Annotated in this window: 14 protein-coding genes and 1 pseudogene; 3 read left to right on the top strand and 12 right to left on the bottom strand. The window is 36.3% G+C overall.

From position 1 onward, the window contains the following. Positions 1–91: 91 nt before the first annotated feature. The 4 genes from FC66_RS03585 to FC66_RS03600 all read right to left on the bottom strand — a co-directional run bounded on the left by FC66_RS03585 (position 92) and on the right by FC66_RS03600 (position 6,457). Entirely contained in the window at positions 92–1,987 is a 1,896-nt protein-coding gene (locus tag FC66_RS03585) for an ABC transporter ATP-binding protein (protein ID WP_057974015.1), read from the bottom strand. Further along, positions 1,987–3,726, bottom strand: coding sequence for an ABC transporter ATP-binding protein (locus FC66_RS03590; protein ID WP_057974016.1), 1,740 nt, complete (start codon positions 3,724–3,726; stop codon positions 1,987–1,989). The genes FC66_RS03585 and FC66_RS03590 overlap by 1 nt, the downstream gene beginning before the upstream one ends. Next, positions 3,727–4,404 (bottom strand): TetR/AcrR family transcriptional regulator, encoded by a 678-nt coding sequence (locus FC66_RS03595; protein ID WP_057974017.1) that lies wholly within the window; start codon positions 4,402–4,404, stop codon positions 3,727–3,729. It lies immediately after the preceding gene. Positions 4,405–4,492: 88 nt separating this feature from the next. Continuing rightward, a complete protein-coding gene (locus FC66_RS03600) occupies positions 4,493–6,457 on the bottom strand; it encodes an ABC transporter ATP-binding protein/permease (RefSeq protein WP_057974077.1) in 1,965 nt (654 codons plus the stop codon). Between the two features lie 267 nt (positions 6,458–6,724). Here FC66_RS03600 and FC66_RS03605 point away from each other — a divergent pair, with 267 nt between their 5' ends. Beyond that, on the top strand, positions 6,725–7,609 hold the full coding sequence (locus FC66_RS03605) for a phosphate ABC transporter substrate-binding protein PstS family protein (protein ID WP_057974018.1): 885 nt from the start codon (positions 6,725–6,727) through the stop codon (positions 7,607–7,609). 53 nt (positions 7,610–7,662) lie between these two features. On the opposite strand, the gene FC66_RS03610 is transcribed toward FC66_RS03605, so the two are convergent. After that, positions 7,663–9,081 (bottom strand): C69 family dipeptidase, encoded by a 1,419-nt coding sequence (locus FC66_RS03610; protein WP_057974019.1) that lies wholly within the window; start codon positions 9,079–9,081, stop codon positions 7,663–7,665. 162 nt (positions 9,082–9,243) lie between these two features. Between FC66_RS03610 and FC66_RS03615 the strand changes: the two genes are divergently transcribed. Both FC66_RS03615 and FC66_RS03620 read left to right on the top strand, forming a co-directional pair. Then, on the top strand, positions 9,244–9,771 hold the full coding sequence (locus FC66_RS03615; RefSeq protein ID WP_057974020.1) for a DUF1836 domain-containing protein: 528 nt from the start codon (positions 9,244–9,246) through the stop codon (positions 9,769–9,771). Then, positions 9,768–10,622: a DegV family protein gene (locus FC66_RS03620; protein ID WP_057974021.1), complete on the top strand. Its 855-nt coding sequence runs from the start codon at positions 9,768–9,770 to the stop codon at positions 10,620–10,622. The genes FC66_RS03615 and FC66_RS03620 overlap by 4 nt, the downstream gene beginning before the upstream one ends. 119 nt (positions 10,623–10,741) lie before the next feature. On the opposite strand, the gene FC66_RS03625 is transcribed toward FC66_RS03620, so the two are convergent. The 7 genes and pseudogenes from FC66_RS03625 to FC66_RS03650 all read right to left on the bottom strand — a co-directional run bounded on the left by FC66_RS03625 (position 10,742) and on the right by FC66_RS03650 (position 18,194). After that, a complete protein-coding gene (locus tag FC66_RS03625) occupies positions 10,742–11,335 on the bottom strand; it encodes a hypothetical protein (protein WP_057974022.1) in 594 nt (197 codons plus the stop codon). 133 nt (positions 11,336–11,468) lie between these two features. Then, positions 11,469–11,890 (bottom strand): annotated as a pseudogene (locus FC66_RS07870) (DUF3284 domain-containing protein). A 19-nt stretch (positions 11,891–11,909) separates the two neighbouring features. Next, positions 11,910–13,316: a glycoside hydrolase family 1 protein gene (locus tag FC66_RS03630; protein WP_057974023.1), complete on the bottom strand. Its 1,407-nt coding sequence runs from the start codon at positions 13,314–13,316 to the stop codon at positions 11,910–11,912. 66 nt (positions 13,317–13,382) lie between these two features. Next, positions 13,383–14,666 carry a PTS sugar transporter subunit IIC gene (locus FC66_RS03635; protein WP_057974024.1) on the bottom strand — a complete coding sequence of 428 codons (1,284 nt, stop codon included), beginning with the start codon at positions 14,664–14,666 and terminating at the stop codon, positions 13,383–13,385. A 27-nt stretch (positions 14,667–14,693) separates the two neighbouring features. Next, positions 14,694–15,011: a PTS lactose/cellobiose transporter subunit IIA gene (locus tag FC66_RS03640; RefSeq protein ID WP_057974025.1), complete on the bottom strand. Its 318-nt coding sequence runs from the start codon at positions 15,009–15,011 to the stop codon at positions 14,694–14,696. A gap of 18 nt (positions 15,012–15,029) precedes the next feature. After that, positions 15,030–15,341, bottom strand: coding sequence for a PTS sugar transporter subunit IIB (locus FC66_RS03645; protein ID WP_057974026.1), 312 nt, complete (start codon positions 15,339–15,341; stop codon positions 15,030–15,032). 132 nt (positions 15,342–15,473) lie between these two features. After that, the gene (locus FC66_RS03650; protein ID WP_057974078.1) at positions 15,474–18,194 is read right to left on the bottom strand and encodes a sigma-54-dependent transcriptional regulator; all 2,721 of its coding nucleotides are present in this window, start codon (positions 18,192–18,194) and stop codon (positions 15,474–15,476) included. Between the last annotated feature and the right edge of the window lie 34 nt (positions 18,195–18,228).

Below are 18,228 nucleotides of genomic sequence, written 5' to 3' on the forward strand. Positions count from 1 at the left end.
AGATTGAGCTGTCCACATACTTGGCTAATTTCAGAACAAAAAATAACGACCATGAATTCAACAATTGTTAAAATCATACCCGTTATCTTATTTAGATAGTGCCATTTGTGAACTGACTGTTGTATAAGTCAGCATAGAACCCATTTTTAGCAATCAATGCATCATGATTACCGGTTTCAATTATCGAACCATTATCCATTACAATAATGTTATCCGCATCACGAATCGTTGATAAACGATGAGCGACAACAAAACTTGTTCGGTTATCTAATAAGGTATCCATTGCCTTTTGAATTAAGACTTCCGTTCGCGTATCAACAGAACTCGTTGCTTCATCCAAAATTAAGATTTCAGGGTCAGCTAAGAATGCACGGGCTATAGTCAATAATTGACGTTGTCCCTGTGAAATATTCGAAGCATCTTCGTTCAAGACAGTTTGATAGCCATCTGGTAACTGGCGAACGAATGTATCAACGTGAGCCGCTTTTGCAGCAGCATAAACTTCTTCATCCGTTGCATCTTTACGACCATATTGAATATTTTCCATAATTGTTCCGGTAAATAACCAAGTATCTTGAAGAACCATCGAGATTGATTTTCGGAGCTCTTCACGTTTTAGATTTTTGGTATCGACACCATTAAGGCGGATTGAACCTGATGAAACATCATAGAATCGTTCGATTAGGTTAATAATCGTGGTCTTACCTGCACCAGTCGGCCCAACAATTGCAACTTTTTGTCCTTCTTTAACGTCCAAATTATAATCAGTCATTAAAAGTTTCTTATCTGCATAGCCGAATTGAACATGTTCAAAGGAAATCTTATTACCGTTATCAGGAACAGCCGCATTATCGTTACTTTCATCCTTCAATTCTTCTTCATCCAATACTTCAAAAATCCGTTCCGCCGAGGCAACTGTTGCTTGAATCGTATTAGATAAATTGGCAATTTGAGTAATTGGTTGTGAAAATTGGTTCACATATTGTAGGAATGCTTGAACATTACCTAACGTGATTGTTCCCTGAGAGACTTTAATTCCCCCAACAACCGCAACAAAAACGTAGCCTATATTTTTAATAAAGTTCATTGCTGGCATGATTAATCCTGAGATAAATTGTGCCTTCCATGAATCTTTATAATAATCACTATTTTGTTTCTCAAAAATCTCAATGTTTTTTTCTTCTTTGTTAAAAGTTTTAACAACGGTATGGCCTGCATAAGTTTCTTCAACTTGATTATTTAAAAGGCCTAAACTCTTTTGCTGACCTGCAAAGAATTTTTGAGAACGTGGCGCAATCAGTGATACGACACCCAAACTTAACGGTACGATAATTAAAGCAATCAAAGTTAATTCCCAACTAATTGAGAACATCATATAAAGTACACTGACAAATGTCACTATACTCGTCACTAACTGGGTAAAACTTTGTTGCAACGTACCAGAAATATTATCCACATCATTTACAGCACGCGACATAATATCACCGTTGGGATGTGTATCATAGTAAGAAATTGGGACACGTTCCATCTTCGCTTTGATATCTTTACGTAGCGCATACACCGTCTTTTGAGAAATATTCGTCATAATCAGTTGTTGAATAAAACTGAATAAGGCGGATGCAACGTACATCGCACCAACTGTAAATAAAATATTTTTAATAGCATTAAAGTCAATTGGCAAAGAGGTTACTTTTTGACCCTGCTTAATTTGAGTAAATCCTTTAGTCACGCCAGAGAAAATTTCTGTCGTCGCTTGCCCTAATATTTTAGGTGAAACGGCTTGGAAGATAACAGAAATAATGGCTAAAACTAATACAACCCCAATTAAAAGTAACCAAGGCGACATGTACTTCGCCAAGCGTCCAATTGTTTTCCAAAAATTCTTAGGCTTTTCAACGGGCCGTCCGATATTACCGCCAGGTCCACCGCCACGTCCACCACGCATTGGTGGTGTAGCTGAGCGTCCTGCTCCATTATTATCTGTCATTATTCTGCATCCCCCTCTCTAATTTGTGATTGCATAATTTCTTGATAGGTTTTATTCGTAGCCTTCAACTCTTCATGTGTTCCTTTACCTACAATCTTACCGCCATCAATAACCAAAATTAAATCGGCACCGGTCACACTAGAAATCCGTTGCGCAACAACCAAAACGACACTGTCTTTAACATTTTCATCCGTTTTAAGCGAGCCACGTAACTTAGCATCCGTTTTAAAATCAAGCGCTGAAAATGAATCATCAAACAAGTAAACTGAAGCTTTTTTCACCAATGATCGGGCAATGGCAAGTCGTTGTTTCTGCCCTCCCGAGAAGTTATCCCCATCTTGTTCAACTATTCCGTCCAATCCATCCGTTGATTCTTCAACAAATGATTTAGCTTGCGCAATTTCAAGTGCATGCCACATTTCATCATCAGTCGCATTTTCGTTACCGAATTGTAAATTGCTGCGGATGGTTCCTTTAAAGAGAACCGTTTTTTGTTGAACAAGTGAAATTTGATCATGCAAACTTGCCTGCGTTAATTCGTAAATTGATTTACCATCAATTTTGATATCCCCTGATTCAACATCAAAGAGACGCGGAATTAAATTAATTAACGTTGACTTTCCAGAACCCGTTCCACCAATAATAGCAATCGTTTGACCAGCTTTTGCCTCGAAGTTAATATCCGTTAGCGCTGCTTTTTCAGCACCTACATATCGGAAGTTAACTTGACTAAATGACAATTGGCTCTCACCTAATTGACTACGATCAATTGTAACTGCGCCTGGTCTATCTTCAATTGAATCATTTTTATCTAGAACTTCATTAATACGCGCTGCAGCTGCCTGAGCACGTGGCAACATAACAAAGACCATCGATAACATCATAAAACTTGATAAGATTTGCATTGCATAAGTCATGAATGCCACTAAATTACCCACTTGCATCGACATATCACCAATCAAATGTCCCCCATACCAAATAATTGCGATATTGGTTGCACTTAGAACTAGGGTCATCATGGGTGACATTAATGCCGTAATTGAAAATACTTTACGGGCATTGTCTGTATATTCTTTATTCACACCGTCAAACCGATCTTGTTCATAACCATCCTGATTGAAGGCTCGAATTACCCGGACACCCGTTAATCCTTCACGGAAAACAAGGTTAATATGATCAATTCTTTTTTGTAACGTCTTAAATAATGGCACCGCGAAGGTCATAACCGCCGCAATCACAATAATCAAAATTGGAACAGCCACCAAGAAGATAACCGTTAATTCTTTTTGTTTATTGTATGCCAGAATGCTTGCACCAATTAACATAATTGGTGCTTGAATCATCATTCTTAACATCATCACTGTTACATTTTGAATTTGTAGCACATCAGTCGATGTTCTTGTGATCAAACTGGAATTACCAATTTGATCAAACTCGTAACTTGAGAAATGAAGTACCTTTTCGTAAATATTACTTCTCAAACTATGACCTAACTTTTGCGCTAATCGTGATGCTATAAAAACATTTCCAACTGCCGCCACAATACCAACTGCTGCAACACCTAACATGATGTAACCAACCTGCCAGATATAAGAAACATTACCTTGCGCAACACCTTTGTTAATCATGTCAGATGTTAATGTTGGTAAATATAAATCACAGATAACTTGAACAATCATAAAGACAAATGCACCTATAATCGCCCAACTATTAACACGATTTTTCATTATTTTTATCATTTAGTTCTCCCCCTTTCTTTTCGTAACCCCAATGGCTACCCAGTTCGCCATTGTTTCATATTCTTTTTGCAACTCTTCAACCGAAATTTCAGTACCTTCTCTTTGTTTCGCAAAATAATCATTAATCGTCTTCATAAATGGGCTCATCAACGAAAACATGAGTAAATTAATCTCTTCATCCGATGAAATTGTTAATAGAGAACGATCAATTTCACCCATCACATCAAAATCCGGTTTTTGGTTCTGATGAAATGGACCACCAAAATGTGGATGTGATCCACTATGAGGTCGATGATGCGGTTGCATTCGATTGCTCATTTTAAAATCCATTCTCACAAAGGCATTTTTAAAAAAAGCCGCATTCTCTCCTGACACTGTATCCGCAATCGTTTCAGAAAAGAAAGTTTTCATGGTTAAAACAATATCGCCATGATTTTGTTTTAATACTTCAACAAATCTCTTGCTCTGGTTCTGTCTAATCGTGTCAAAATAATAAAAATATAAATCTTCTTTATTTTCAAAATACTGATAAAAACTACCTCGCGGAATCCCCGCAATTTTTATAACATTACTAATTGAAGCTTCTAACAAGGGAACCCTTGAAAATTCTTCCTTTGCGGCATTCAATATTCGTAATTTTTTATCTTCATCCAAATTAAAATACGTTTTTTTAGGCATATTTTCTCCTTTACACAAAAAAATGACAAGTCGTCATGTGACAACTTGTCATATTACTAGTCTTTATTTAAAAATGCAACCTTTTTGTCTACTCTTTTCTTAACGATTCAACTGGATCCAGTTTTGATGCTCTGTTTGCTGGTAAGAAACTTGCAAACATGCTGATCAAGACACTAATTAAAATTCCAGAGAATGCATAACTTGCTGCGACTTTAACAATCGTAACATCAAATGTTGCAATCGAGAATGCATTTAACCCAAAGGCTAAGACGTAAGTTACTCCGACACCAATTAAGCCAGATGCCAACCCAATTAAGAATGCTTCTGAAACGAAAATACGACGAATGTCTTTTCGACGTGCACCTAAAGCCTTCATAACCCCGATTTCTTTTGTTCTTTCAACAACAGAGATATTCAGCACAACTAATATCATGATTGCAGAAACAAGCAATGATATTGCAGCTACGGCGGTTAACACATCCGTTAAGATATCCAACATTTGTGTAAACATTTCAGACATTTTTTCTTGAATTGAACCTGTGTATCCTAATGATTTTACTTTTGCCTTAATTCCGGCCGTATTAGCTTTGTCATTCGTATGCAAATAAACAACATTGGGTTCAATTTTTTCATTATTATCTTTAACTAACTGTTGTAAGTCCGCATAATTTAAGTAAACTAAACTGCTCGAACTGCTACTACCGGAAGCTTCGTAGATACCAGCAACCTTGACTGTTTTCTTGATTGTTTTTTCATTGTAAACAATCGCAATTTCAACTTTTTTGCCAACTATATTCTTACCTAATGTATCGGCAGTCGTTTTATCCAGTAAGACGCCATCTTTACCTGGCTTTGAACCTTGCGTAATATTTGATTTTGTGATGCTTGAATTCATTGTTCCCAACTGCATTAAGCTAGCTTTTTTACCTTTATATGAAACTGTATTTGTCCCCAACGAAATGGCTGTATACCCTTTTTGAAGTGAATCAACATGTTTCACGTTGGTTAATTTTTTAATATCTTTTTCGGCAAATGAACCCGTTTGACCGGTTATTGCGGCCATTTGTGTTTGTTGTTCCTTAGCTTGCGCCGCCTGTGCATTTGAAGCTGTTGTCGGTGTATTGCTCCCACTGCTACTTGCAGCGGTAGGTTTAGCCTTCATATGCACCTCTGTTACATTTGGATTCACATAACTCGACATTGTACTTTTAATATAACTTGTTACCCCTTTACCAAGTGATAACATTAAAACAACCGACATAATTCCAATACTTGAACCAATAGCAACAAGTAAGTTACGCGAGAACTTAGCCTTCATATTAAGCGCCGCTAATCGAATAGCGGACCAGAGACTTAAATTTTTAGGTTTTTCGCCTTTAAATTCATCTTCATTTGCATGTAATTCAAGTTGTTCTTGTTCATCATCAGAAATAATTGCACCATTATCAATGCGCACAACACGACTTGAGTAGGCCGCAACACGATCAGAGTGAGTAACCATTAAAACTAACTTACCGCGTTTTGCAATGTCTTTAATAATTTCTAAGACAGCATCCGTTGTTTCCGAATCTAAGGCACCCGTGGGTTCATCCGCAATAATCACATCTGGATCGTTCATTAAAGCACGCGCAATTGCAACACGTTGTTTTTGTCCACCAGATATTTGATCAGGTTTTTTCGTCATATGATCTTGTAACCCGACATCTGTTAACAGTTTTTTAGCGCGCTCTACACGTACTGTTTTATCAACATTCGATAGCGTCATTGCCATAGCAACGTTATCGATCAAACTTAAATGAGGAATTAAATTAAAGTTCTGGAAAATGAAGCCGATACTTTTTTTGTGAAAGTTAACTAACTCTTTTTCAGAAAATTCACCAATATTTTCGCCATTATACGTAATTTCACCGTCAAAACTTGAATCTAGTCCACCAATTAAATTCATTAATGTTGATTTACCACTTCCAGATTCACCGACAATTGAAACTAATTCACCCTTATCAAAAGATGCGTTAATATCTTTCAAGGCTTTAAAAGTTGTACCACCAGCCATATTATACGTTTTTGAAACGTGTTTAATTTCTAGAATCAATTTGATTCCCCCTTGTTTCTACTTTTCATTTATGACAACTTGTCATAACAGGATGATTTTTATTATAGATAACCCCATGATTAAAAGCAAAACATTTAACTTTTCCTTTACCTATTCTTTACAATTACTGGTACAAATCATTACACGATTCATACAGAACGATAACAATTACTTGATACTATAAAGGTGTTCTTAAATACGGGCGTAAAATAAAAGGAGAAATTAGTCATGAGAAAAAAAACAGCACTTATTTCAGTAGTCGCAATGGGTCTTCTATTATTAGCGGGGTGTGGTAAATCATCATCATCAAGTGATACATCAAAAATTACGGGTAAAATTACAATCGTTGGATCAACTGCCTTACAACCTTTAGTCGAAAAAGCGGCTGAAACCTATCAAGATGACCATTCAGGTTTAACAATTGGGGTACAGGGTGGCGGTTCAGGAACTGGCTTAAGTCAAGTTTCAACGGGAGCCGTCACAGTTGGTAACTCAGATATCTTCGCGGAACAAAAAGACGGTGTCGATGCCAAAAAGATTGTTGATCACAAAGTTGCCGTCGTAGGTATTGCACCAGTTGTTAATAAGGAAACAAAAGTCACTAATCTCTCAAAATCACAACTGGCTGATATTTTCTTAGGTAAGGTTACAAACTGGAAAGTATTAGGCGGTGCCGATCAAGAAATCGTTGTGATTAACCGTGCTTCTGGTTCAGGTACCCGTACAGTATTTGATAGTATTATTCTTCCAAAACAAACCGCTAAACAAACGCAAGAACAGGACTCAAACGGGACGGTTCAAAAAATGGTTGCTTCAACACCAGGCGCCATCAGTTATTTAGCTTTCTCATACTCAAATGACAACGTTCAGGCGCTATCTATTGATAAAGTACAGCCAACATCAAAAAATGTTGAAAATAACAATTGGAAAATTTGGTCTTATGAACATATGTACACTAAGGGATCACCAAAATATGCAACGGCTAAATTTATTAGTTATATTCAATCAGAAAAAATTCAAAATAGCTTAATTAAAAAGTTAGGTTACATTTCAATTTCAGATATGCAAGTTGAAAAAGACGCTAAGGGTAATATTGAGGAAATAAACAAGTAAATAATCGAAAAAAGTAGCGCAATTTAATGCGCTACTTTTTTTGTGATTTATTTTTATAAATTAGCATCCATATTAAAGGTTAATTTAGATAACGTTAAGCCTTCAGTAATAAATTGACCAATCATTGCCATCGTTCTTTCGCGCATTTCCGCCACAATCGCATAATTCTGTTTCGTTAAATAGGCCGTTAGGTCGTCCCCACTCATCTTTTCAGAAGCAGCATCAATATCAGCAACCATCGTCTTCAATTGTTGACGACAAGCTTTTAAGTAATCCACATCTTCTTGCACAAACTGTGCATAATGCGCTTCCGTTAACATTGAAACTGTTCGATACATCCAGTAAGCACTCGTCATATCCAATGTTAATGGTGTTTCACTATAACTTGGATCCGTATCCGTAGCATTTGTGTAGAATGGCACAAATGGTGCAAATGCTGGAACGCCTAAACAAATCCACATTAAGGCAGAATGCGCATCGTCAACGTCATTTCTTAATTGAAGAACATGTGCATTTTGCGTTCTGTTCATTGAAATAGGTCGGAAACGTAACCGATCTTCATCAGCACCATGACCAAATGGATCATACTGCGTTTCATTATAATGTGAGCCTAAAACGGCAGTTACATCCTCAACACTAATTTTTTTACTTGCGTAACAAATAAATGGTAACTCACTCGAAGTTGGTTCTTGCGCAATCTCGGGTGTTAAACAACGTTGACCGTACCAAACACGAGGCGTGTTGTAGTGACGGTCTTTTTCTGTGTCTGTCCCAAAGATATGACGGAAATTCCAACCCGTTTTATCTGGGTTCAAATGATGTTCCTCAACGTATTCGCGAATACCGTCCGACCACATAAAATTATCAGCATCATTAAAATCAATTTCTTGAATCGCAACTTGATTAGCTGCAACTGCGTACGCATCGTCTGGAATACGTTGCGCAATCCAGTGATGCCCAGTAACGATTTCCATGTACCAAACGTCATTTTTATCACTAAATAAAACGCCGTTTCCTTCTGGTGAACCGTATTTTGTAATCAGATTACCCAAGTACTGAACACCATGTTTTGCTGATTCAATATAAGGCGCAACCATTGTTTGTAATGAATCCTCTGCCAATCCGTTTTTAATTAAAGGATCATAGGCCAAAACACGTTCATTTGCATAAACACTTTCTGTAGCGCTCATTGCAACATTTTTTTCATTAATACTACTCTCATCAAAGACACCTTTACTTGCTACTTCAACGTTAGGCGTTGCCGTCCAACGGTACCCTTTTTCTGGTAATGGTGCGGTAAACCCATTTTTATTCGAAGTTAATGTTTCATGACGTCCTGCTACTGCAGGGTACATCAAGAATCGTTGTGGTGTAATAGGCAAAAACGTATCATCGTTTCTGGCAATCATTGTTGAACCATCAATTGTGGCCTTTTTTCCAACTAGAATTGTTGTACATGCTTGTTCCATCATAAATAATTCACTCCTTCTCATTATTAAATACCATTACAGTGTACAACTTTTATTCTTATATAGACATCATCTTTTTCATATACTTCTAAAAACAATTAAATCTAGTTTACAATACTAGGTGTAAATGATATTATAAAGTCATTACGTTAAGGGGGTTATCTATTGGGTCAAAAAGTACCAGAATCTTTTTTAAATTGGTTAGGTAGCTTAAAGAAGATCACATTACCAACTTGGCAAGATTTTCCAGAATTGGATTTATACATGGATCAATCTATAAAACTCGTGAACCAATATCTGGAACCACTGAATTTAGCACCCGTGACCGCTACGATGGTTAATAATTATGTAAAAAAAGAAGTTATGTTTAAACCAATCAAAAAAAGATACCGTAAAGAACATTTAGCAGCAATCGTTGTCATTACAATTTTAAAATCCGCTTTTCCGTTAACTGTCATTAAGAATGGTATTGACCAACTTTTAGTTGATAATTCAGCTGAAGATGCATATATGAATTTTGCTTTAATTTTTAATGAGCAAATTAAGTCATTAACCTTTGACACTAACTTAAAACCGGTTACAATTGAGACAACGATTATCGAATTAGAACAACGAACAGCCGCTAGTGCTGTTATAAATCATATTATTAGTGAAAAATTAGTTATGCTTATGAAGGAGGCAACTAAATCATGAAAGAAGAAAAAATTGCAATATTAGTCGATTCAGGGGCTGATATTCCTAAGGAATTTATGGAACAGGAACATATCTATATGGTGCCCATCTTAATTACATTTAGTGATACAACCTATTTAGACCGGATTTCTATTTCACCGGAAGAGGTTTACGAACGAATGGAAACTGAAATTCCAACAACGGCAACGCCTTCAGGTGGTTCGATTCAAGATATTTTTGAACAAATTAAAGCTGATGGTTACACGCATGTTATTTCAACAACTATTTCAAGTGGGCTTTCTGGTACCTATAACGCGATTAAAACATTCGCAAAAACGTCACCACTAAAAGTTGAGGTTATTGATACAAAGAGTGTTGGTATTGGTGGCGGTTTAGCTGGGATTTTTGCGGCAAACTTAATCAAAGAGGGTAATGACTTCGGCGAAATTGTTACCAAAGTTCAATTAGCCGTCGATGAAAGTAGTGTTTTCTTCTACTTACCAACGTTGCATTATCTTCAAGTTGGTGGTCGTATCGGACGCGTTTCTGGTATCATGGGCAATCTTTTAAATATTAAACCTATTATTTCATGTGACGAAAATGGTATCTACTACCCCGTTGCAAAAGCTCGTGGCGAAAAAGCTGCCTTAAAGAAATTTTTATCACTAGTTGATGATAAAATTGGCGAAACTGAACATTTTGATTTAGCTGTCGCCTATGGCAATAACAAACCTTTGGCTGAAAGCATGCTAAAAGAATTAAAAGAAAATTATCCAAATGCTGAACATATCTATTTCGGGGATGTTTCCCCAGCTCTTGGCGTTCATGCTGGACCCGGCGTTATTGGTATCGGCATTGAAGTTTTAGATTAAAAAATAACAAACGAACAGAAGCTATTGTTCTAAAAAAAAGAATCTTACTTTTTAGTAAGATTCTTTTTTTGGATTAATTTAATAGTCATCGACAGTGGTTATCATTTTTATAAAAAAACTTAATTCGATTTATTTTCAATAAGAAACTTCATGAATTTTTCTGTACATGTATTAATATATTCATCAACATCTTTTTCAGAAATCAACTGGGACTTTATTTGATTACTATCTAAAAAATCCTTATTTAAGTCATTAATTACCTCAGAAATATCATTATCTACTATTTCAGTAACGCCTGTCACCATTGCTGGTCTATACTCTAAAGGTTTTAATTTATATTTTTCTATAAGTCTACTATTGAAGTAATGAAAATCTGCATAAAATTTCTTTAGGGCTTGTTCTTTAGATTCATTTTTATTTTCAATAATGTCCTTTTGATATATCGTTTTCAACCATATATCATCAGAAATCAAATGTAAATAATACCCTAATTTGAATGGACTTAACGTTTGCCTATATTTATCCAAAAATATATCGGGAAACATCTCATGCACACCATCTGACTTCATTTTCATAAAATGAGTTAATTCTTTAGGGGTCTTTGAGTTTTTATTTACATCAGGTGCAATACTCCCAATTAAAAATTCTTCTCCAAAATTAGTTTTACTAAAAATATTATTTGCTATAGCATAGTGCATGATTCTTGATCCCATGTTTATCTCCTTTTTATCAGAATATCCATACAATAAAGAGCCCTAACCACTGGATGATTAGAACTCCTATTAGTTTCCACCAATACTAGCGCTGACGAAAAATTTAGATTATTGCCTCAGATTATATTTTTCATCAGCTAGTTGCGTACTTACCTTCAATTTGTTTCATCATTTTTTTAAAATTTCTCTTTTTGAAGAAACTCATCATCATACTCATAAAGACGTCATTCATTTGCTGCATCTTGCCCTTAGAAGTCATTGATTCTTTATAACTTAACAAGCAATGGTCGGCGTCAACCGCGGTAATTTCATATCCCACTTCAAACTTGTTACGGTTATTCTCAGTTTGAAAATGATAGCTTTCATTCTCAACAATTTTAGTTACTTTTAGCGCAGCTGTTTGCGTTTTTGAGAAGTTTTTGTGAATTCAAAATCCTCTAATTGGTTTCTCTTCAACTTACGACCCGTTTGTGTATGAATATCATATAATACGGATTCCATAATCTGATCAAACAAATAAGTCGCCGGCATTTTTAATTTTATTTCCATTTCCATAAGTCAGTGCCTCCACATTTTAGTCGCTAAATCCATTTTGTTCTGTCATTTCTTTAAACCAGTACCCACTCTTTTTAATTGTCCGCTTAGCCTCATTATCCAAATCAACACTAATAAATCCATAACGATTCTTATAGGCGTTCAACCATGACCAATTATCCATACAAGTCCACATATGGTACCCATGAACATTACTACCTTCTTCGAGCGCCTTATGCACCCATTTCAGATGGTCTTGAATAAATTCAATTCGATAATCATCATTAATTTGACCATCAGCGTTAATAAATCTAGCTTCGTCTTCAACGCCCATCCCATTTTCAGAGATAAAACAATTAATATTACCGTAATTATCTTTAATATTAATCAGCGCATCATAAATGCCTTTTTCATATATTTCCCAACCACGATACGGGTTCAATTTTTTCCCCGGCATATCATATACCGTATAGAAGTCTTCGGGCATCCAACCGTTCTCACCTTCTGGTTCAACCTGAATTTCTTTTGCTGCCGCTCGTCTTGGTTGATAATAGTTTACACCTAATAAATCAATCGTATTTTCTTTAATGATAGCTAAATCACTTTGGTGATAGGTTGGCATTAAGTCATACTCACCTAACCAATCAACGATATCACTTGGAAATGTCCCTTTAATTGCGGGATCTAAAAATGAACGGTTAAAGAAACCATCTACGAATTTAGCTGCCTTAACATCTGCCGGATTTGTATCATCCTTAGGATACGTGGGCATTAAGTTTAAAATAATCCCAATCGTACCACCTAAATTAAGTGCATGATACTTTTCGACCGCTTTAGCACTTGCTAAAGCCTCATGATAAGCCACTTGGACACCATGCTTTAAATTCCGTTCATCGGGTAAGTGCCACCCATATAAATAACCACCTTCGACGGGAACAATTGGTTCATTTTGAGTAAACCATTTCTTAACTCGATCACCAAATAATTTAAAACACTTTTCTGCATAATCGGTATATAAATCAACCACTTCACGGTTTAACCAACCACCATTTTCTTGTAATACCATCGGCATATCGAAATGATACAAATTAATAAACGGTTCAATTCCGGCGGCAATTAAATCATCAATTAAATGATTATAAAAGGTGACGGCTTCTGGATTGACTTCCCCCGTAAATGGATTTGGAATTAATCGTGACCATTGAATTGAAGTTCGATATGAATTATGGCCAGTTTGTTTCATCAGAGATATATCTTCTTGGTACTTTTGATAAACCATCGATGTTTTTTCCGGACCGACTTGATTAAAAAACTTTTCGGGAGCCGTTTGATACCAAGCATCCCAGATATTATCAGCTTTGCCATCGCCCGCAACGCGTCCTTCAGATTGTGGGCCACTCGCAGCGGAACCCCACCAGAAATCTTTTGGAAATTCATATTTAGCCATAGTAAACTCCTTTATTTAGCACAAAATCCCTCTACATAAATTACGTAAAGAGATTTGCTTTTTATTTTATTTGTTGTCCAAAGCTTCTTCTTCAGCTTTTTCGACTTCTTTTGTTGCTAAGATAACAAATGGTGCATAGATTAATGCAGAGATAACCACATTGACTGCGGCTAAAACACCACCTGCCATACTCTTAGTTGCCAAGATTCCGCCAATAATTGGTGGTGTAACCCAAGGGGGCATTACCGTGGCTGCTGGCACAATTCCGGTAGCAGTTGCCACATAGGCAACGGTCACAAGTACCATTGGTGTTAAGATAAATGGTACAAACATGATTGGGTTCAACACAATTGGTAATCCAAACATCATGGGTTCGTTAATGTTAAAGATTCCAGGAGCTGCTGACAGTGAACTAATCATTTTGTAAGGTTTGTTTTTACGACCAACGATGAAAATGGCAATAATTAAACCAATTGTTGCACCAGTTCCACCTAAGTTAACGAATGAATCAAAGAATGGTTTGTTAACAATAAATGGAATTGCTTTACCTTCACTAAGTGCTTTAACGTTAGCTGCAATAGCAGGTGCGTTAATTGTTTGCATTAGTGGATCAATCATATTAGCACCATGCAATCCAAAGAACCATAAGAATGGTGCGATGAATGCTAATAATAATGCTGATGGATATGAGTTTGCCAAGCCCATGAATGGTTCTTGAACAAGTTTGTAGAATGATGCAATAATATCAGTTACGCCGAATCCTTGGAATAATGTATTAATAAAGGCAAAGATTGTGACAACAATCATTGCTGGAAATAATGATGCGAATGCTTTTGCTACAGCAGGTGGAACACCATCAGGCATGTTGATAATTAAGTGTTTGTTACCACTTAAACGTTGGAATAATTCTCCTGAAATTAACGCAACAAGAAGTGCTACGAATAATCCTGTTGAAGTCATACCAGCTAATTGTAAGCCGCCAAGTGCAAAGAATGAAGCAACTGATACTGTACCAGCAGCCATACCATCTTTACCGTATGATTTTGCAACGTTATGAGCGACTAAGAATGCAATGAATAATGACATAATACCAAAACTTGCATTCCAAACACCGCCACCTAAACTTTTCCAAATTGGCGCTTCATTAACTATTTTAGGAAATAGTCCATCCATGAAATTTGTAAATCCGGGGATAGGAAGGTTATTAACCAATGTTCCTAAGGCACCCAAAATCATAAGAGGCATGATAACAACGAAAGCATCTCGAATTGCTATTAAATGTCTCTGTGCGCCTATTTTTGAAGCTACTGGGATGAAGTGAATATCCATCCATTTTATAAATTTATCCATGAGTAGTTCCTCCTTAAATTCTGATACTTACCCGATCTTTTTGTACATGTCCACTACCTCACCGGCTAAGTCTCTGAATGTAATTGCATTCATTAAATGGTCTTGTCCATGGACCATTAATAAACTAACTGGTACCGGATCCCCTGAGGCTTCTTGCGTTAACATTGCTGTTTGAGAATGATGCGCCTCAATTAATGATTTATCGGCATCGGCTAATTTAGCAGCCGCCGTCTCAAAATCACCTTTTTTTGCGGCATGGATTGCTTCCATAGAATCACTCTTAGCGTTTCCGCCATTCACAATCAACCCCATGATTGTTTGCATTTGTGCATCATTTTCATTCATAATTGTGACCACCCTTTTTTATTTAAGTAATGTTTTAGCTGTTGCGAGTACTTTTTCGCCGTTCATCATGCCATAATCTTGCATGTTGATGACTTCTACCGGAATATCTTTATCGGCAACTTTTTTCTCAAATTCGTCTTTCATAAAACGAACTTGTGGGCCTAGCATCAAAACATCAACTGGTTTTGATTCAAGCATTGAATCTGCTTCTGAAGCACCAACCGCAAAAATTTCTGAATCGTAATTTTCTGCTGCTGCTGCTTTTTGCATTTTTGATACTAGTAAACTTGTACTCATCCCTGCTGAACAAACTAACATAATTGTTTTCATAATTTACCACTCCTTTTTCTATTTATACTCTTATATACGCAAGTTCCGTGCCAAAAATAAAAGGTCTTAGAAAACGCTTACCGAAAGCGTTTTCTAAGACCTTTTATTTTACTTACACACTGTGGTTTGTGACTACACACTGATTTTATTCAATGTATTACCCATAAATATTTGGACAATATAGGCAACTTCATCATCTGAAATCGTAATATTATACATTTTTTCGACAATAATCAGTGCTGTTTTAACAATTTCCATCTGTAAATGTTTTTCAGCTGAATATTCTTGAATGTTATCAAACGGTTTAATCGGTTGATCTTTTAGTCTTGAATCTACTAGGAAAGCTAAATGCATCATAATACCCACAATAATTTCAGGATCGAGAACAATCTGTAAATCCGATTGAATTTTAATAATCATTGTTTGAATAGTATGAATTAAATCAGGTACCGAATTAACAGAGTTAATGCTGCCCTCTAACGCTGTAATCGTTTCCTGTGTTAAATCACTATCAGATAGCATTCGTTGTAAGACTTGTAATGTTTCATCATTGAAGATATCAAGAGCTGAGAAAAATGGCACTCTTTGATAAGAAACTTCAACGGTTCCAACAATCGCCTTCACATCATAATCCCGCATTAATGTGTTTATATGTTTTTTAAAAGCATCTTTTTCTAAATACTGCATTCGGATAACTTTTACTTCATCTTCATTTACAATTGGCACAATTCGATCATACAATCTGGCTGCGACCCCTTCACCAGTGAAACAAGCAACGATAACCGCTTTTTTTCTAGGACGCATATGGAAAAATTGTTCCTTAACGGATGATTCAAAAATATGTTGCGCGTTCGCGTAGATATCTTCTAGTTCACGTCCAGCAATCGCAATTCTTAACGATTCAAGGACGACCAGCGTACTGGTCATTGAAACTGCTCGAATATTAATTCCCGTTTCTTCACCTAACATTGAAGCGAAACTGGTTAACGAGCCCATATCCGTTAAAAGGAGTAGTCCTTTTTTCAACTGTTCTTGACTGTCTAATACGTAATCCCGAACTTGATCATAAATTTCTGAGACATTCACATCCAGTGGCATATTAATTGCCTTCCCTTTTGTTGTTCCCAGTAATTCCTGAGCCGTTTGTAACATTGAAGAAGCAGTTGATGCGCCATGCATTAATACAATGATACCGACCTTAATTTCATTTTGTTGTTTCTTTTCGCTTAAGTCGGTACTTAAAAACATTGTTATAAATCCAATTTCATCTAATGGAATCTCAATATCAAACTCATGTTCAATTCTATCGGCCATCTCCAAAGCCACACGAAATGCCTTTGGGTTTTTTTGGCGTAAGTTATTTAGGTCGGGATGCACGATTGCGACATTTTTTCTAATGCGTTCGATCGCGCTAACCAGATGTAATCCAAAAGCAAAACGCGCGCTTTCATTATACTTTTGACCCAATTTATTTTGGGCCAAATCGTAAACTTCATTGGTAACTGCCCAAACATCATCTGGTAATAATTCTTTACGGACGCCCTCACCAGATAATTGTTCAATATAATCTTTGAAATAACCCTTATTATCCGAATCAATTAACATTTTAAGATTTAATGACTTTAAATTTTGTTGATCAGTTTCACTGACCTTTTTATCAATTGTTTCATAGACAGTTGGTTTTTGGTCATTCTTTTCAACCGTCTCATTATTTTTAAACGTAACAACCTGTGTATTCTTTTCATTTGTTCTTTTTGCTATGCGATCCATTAAAACATCAATTTTCTTATATTTTGATTTACCTTCTAAACGCCCTTTTTGAACATTTAATGGGAGGTCCTTTAATCGAATATATAATGACGTTGCATCATGCGTTCTGAAATACAAAAAAGCCTTCGCACAAACAACTTTAATATCCCGTTGAATTTGGCCAATATTCGCCTCTGGTTCATACAACATTAAAGCAAGCATCGCATCACGTTCAACAATAATATCCTGATTTAACCGCCCAACTTCTTGTTCAAAGAAGTTCATAACCATTCCGTAACGTTCATCAATTGTCCGTTTTGAGATGGGCGGTAAAGTAATTGCCATCGGAATTCGACGATTGAACGTACTCAAAAAGTTTTCAGACGTCTCAGTTGTTGCGCCAATAATCTGGACGCTGGCCTCTTTAGTGATTGATGATTCACCCAAAGGTCGATAAAACCCTTTATCAATAAAGGTAAAGAGCATCTCTTGTCCCTCAGGAGGTAATCGATGTATTTCATCTAAAAATAAAATACCACCGTCAGCTTTTTCCATCAGTCCCTGCTTATCTTGATCAGCGCCCGTATATGCCCCCTTTTTCACACCAAATATATGTGCAAAAAGTAATTGTGGATTATTTGCATAATCCGCACAGTTAAATCGAATGAACGGTGCATCCCCTTTAACCATTTCTGACTCCAACGCAAATTGATACATACATTCAGCAAACAAGGATTTCCCAGTTCCAGTTTCACCAAAAATAATAGTGTGTAACCCTCTTGGTGGGTACAAAATAGCCGCTTCCGCCTGTTGAATCATAACTTTTAACGAATCATCCGAGCCAATTAATTTTTTGAAGCTCATTTCTTTTACACTTTTATCATTAATCTTTTTCTGCCGTATCTCTTTTTCTTCAACTGACGACCATTGATACAAGACAGGTCGTCCCTCGCTCTTAGTAACATCACCATTTTTGTACAAATCATTCAAATAACGACTGACATTTGCGCGGTTACACTCAAGCTCATCCGCAATTTGTGTCGCATTCATTACCGTTCCTTTATTTTTTAAAAGGTTAGCAATATCATTTTTTCGATCTCCCAAATTATCCACAACTCCCTACTTATTAACGAAAAAC

The sequence above is a fragment of the Dellaglioa algida DSM 15638 genome, from assembly GCF_001434695.1.
Classification (GTDB): domain Bacteria; phylum Bacillota; class Bacilli; order Lactobacillales; family Lactobacillaceae; genus Dellaglioa; species Dellaglioa algida.